Source organism: Agromyces sp. P1_H4 (genome assembly GCF_056405255.1).
In genome coordinates this window covers 1-2,410 of record NZ_JBFUCL010000447.1, presented here as the reverse complement: position 1 = coordinate 2,410, position 2,410 = coordinate 1, and the positions used below count along the sequence as shown (strand labels likewise).

Annotated in this window: 4 protein-coding genes; all 4 read right to left on the bottom strand. The window is 73.2% G+C overall.

The annotated features are described in order from the left end of the window. Nucleotides 1-568: amidase (locus tag AC1DY2_RS18675; RefSeq protein ID WP_476763774.1), on the bottom strand; the 568-nt coding region annotated here is incomplete at its 3' end. Further along, nucleotides 565-1,143 (bottom strand): N-acetyltransferase family protein, encoded by a 579-nt coding sequence (locus tag AC1DY2_RS18670; RefSeq protein WP_476763773.1) that lies wholly within the window; start codon nucleotides 1,141-1,143, stop codon nucleotides 565-567. The genes AC1DY2_RS18675 and AC1DY2_RS18670, both read right to left, overlap by 4 nt. A 47-nt stretch (nucleotides 1,144-1,190) precedes the next feature. Continuing rightward, nucleotides 1,191-1,892 carry a uracil-DNA glycosylase gene (locus AC1DY2_RS18665; protein ID WP_476763772.1) on the bottom strand — a complete coding sequence of 234 codons (702 nt, stop codon included), beginning with the start codon at nucleotides 1,890-1,892 and terminating at the stop codon, nucleotides 1,191-1,193. Beyond that, nucleotides 1,889-2,410, bottom strand: a 522-nt coding sequence (locus AC1DY2_RS18660) for a Type 1 glutamine amidotransferase-like domain-containing protein (RefSeq protein WP_476763771.1), incomplete at its 5' end; no start/stop codon positions are given. The genes AC1DY2_RS18660 and AC1DY2_RS18665, both read right to left, overlap by 4 nt.

Below are 2,410 nucleotides of genomic sequence, written 5' to 3'. Positions count from 1 at the left end.
TCATCCCGACGAGTCCGCACACGGCCGCGGGGATGCGGATCGACCCGCCCCCGTCGGAGCCGGGTGCGAAAGGCAGCATGCCGGATGCCACGGCCGCCGCCGCGCCGCCGCTCGAGCCGCCCGCGCCGAGCGTCAGGTCCCACGGGTTCCGGGTCGGGGCCCCCGCGAGCGCCTCCGTGTACGACGGGAGCCCGAACTCGGGCGTGGCGGTCTTCCCGAGGCTCACCGCACCGGCCGCGTCCACCGCCTGCACGAGGTCGTCGGACTCGTCGGGGACGAAGCCGGCGAAGGCCCGCGAGCCGAATGCCGCCGGCACGCCGGCGCGGCGGTTGAGGTCCTTGTCGGCGACCGGCATGCCCCAGAGCGGCGCGGCGGTCGGCACGTGCTCCTCGACGTGGCGCGCCCGGGCGAGCGCGGCATCCGGCGTCACCGTCGCGAACGCGCCGACCTCACCGTCGAGCCGCTCGATGCGCTCGAGGTAGTGGCGTGTCAGTTCGACCGGCGACACCTCACGGCGCTGCAGCAGCTGGTGGAGCTGGAGGGCGGTGTACTCGTGCAGCTCGGTCATTTGAGCGACTTCTGCAGCAGCACCGTGCCGAGCCAGCGGTCGAACTTGAACCCGACGCGGCCCATGCGGCCGATCTCCTGGAAGCCGAACTTCTCGTGCAGCGCGATCGACGCGTCGGCACCCTGGTCGGCGATCACGGCGATGATCTCCTTCAGGCCCGCTGCCTTGGAGCGGTCGATGAGCTCGGCCAGGAGAGCGCGGCCGAGGCCCTTGCCCGCCGCAGCGGGCCCGAGGTAGATCGAGTTCTCCACGGTGTAGCGGTAGGCGCGCTTCTGCTTCCACGGCGCGACCAGGGCGTATCCCAGCAGCTGCCCGCTCGGCGACTCGGCCACGAGGAAGGGCATGCCGAGCTTGTCGAGGTAGGCGAACTTCGCCTTCCACTCCTTGAGGGTCATCGCGTCCTCGTCGAAGGTGACCGTGGAGTTCGCGACGTAGTAGTTGTAGATCTCCCGCACGGCCGGCATGTCGGCGAGCACGGCGTCACGGATGGTGAAGTCGAACGGCTTCTCGGGCTCGGGCGCCTTGCGGAGATGCCGCGGCAGGACCCGCCGTTCCTGGTATTCCTCCTCGAGCATTGCAGCAGACTACCGCCGAAGGGGCGGCACCGGATGCCCCTGGCGCCTCACGCGGGCAGGCTCCAGTCGACCGGCTCGCCGCCCTGCGCGACGAGCATCGCGTTGGCACGGCTGAACGGCCGCGACCCGAAGAAGCCGCGGCTCGCGGACAGGGGGCTCGGATGCGCCGACTCGATCACGGGGGTGCGGCCGAGCAGGGGCCGGAGCCCCTGTGCGTCGCGGCCCCACAGGATGGCGACGAGCGGCTGGTCGCGCGCGACGAGCGTGCGGATGGCGTGATCGGTCACCGCCTCCCAGCCCTTGCCGCGATGCGACGCCGGCGCGCCGGGGCGCACGGTCAGCACCCGGTTGAGCAGCATCACGCCGTTCGCGCTCCACAGGGTGAGGTCGCCATGGCTCGGCGGCGTCGTGCCGAGGTCGTCGGCGAGCTCGCGGTAGATGTTCGCGAGGCTTCGCGGCACCGGCCGCACGTCGGGGTCGACCGCGAAGGACAGGCCGATCGGATGCCCCGGCGTCGGGTAGGGGTCCTGGCCGACGATGAGCACGCGCACGTCGTCGAGCGGGGGGCCGAACGCGCGCAGCACGTGCTCGCCGCTCGGGAGGTAGCCGTGGCCGGCCGCCGTCTCCGCGCGGAGGAAGTCGCCCATCTCGGCGATGCGCGGCCCGACCGGGGCGAGGGCGCGTGCCCAGCCCGGGTCGATGAGCCCGTCGGCGGAGAGCTCGTCGAGGGACTTCCCGGGCACCGTCAACCGCCGATCGTGGAGACCAGCACGCCGCCCTCGGTCGGGAGCACCCGCCAGACGCTGCCGCTCCCCTCGACCCGCAGGCCGCCCTCGCCCACGATCAGCGCCGTGCGCTCGTCGATGCCGAGCCCGCCGGCGACGAGACCGGATTCGACCGCGGCGACCAGGCGGGAGAGCGTGCCGCGCTGGGCGACGTGCACCTCGATGGCGACGTCGACGAGCCCGATGCCCGCCTCGATCTCGAGCTCGAACGCCGGTTCGTCCGGGTCCTCGGGGTCCTCGGGTGAGACTACCACGCCGCCGATGCGCGTGCCGCTGCCGAGCGAGCCCTCGGCCGCGATCATCGCGCCGGCCGAGGCGCCGAGATAGGGCACCCCATCGGCGACGAGCCGACGCAGTTCGCCGAACACCGGCTCGAGTCCGGCGCGCACGTCCTCGACGAGGCCGCCGCCCACGGCGATGCCGTCGACGTCGGCGATCGCGGCGAGCCCGATCGGCTCGCCGGGCCGTCCGGCGGTGAGGTG

Bases quoted from the DNA above. Each gene is read 5' to 3' on its own strand.
- AC1DY2_RS18670 (WP_476763773.1), bottom strand. From the start codon at position 1,143: ATGCTCGAGGAGGAATACCAGGAACGGCGGGTCCTGCCGCGGCATCTC.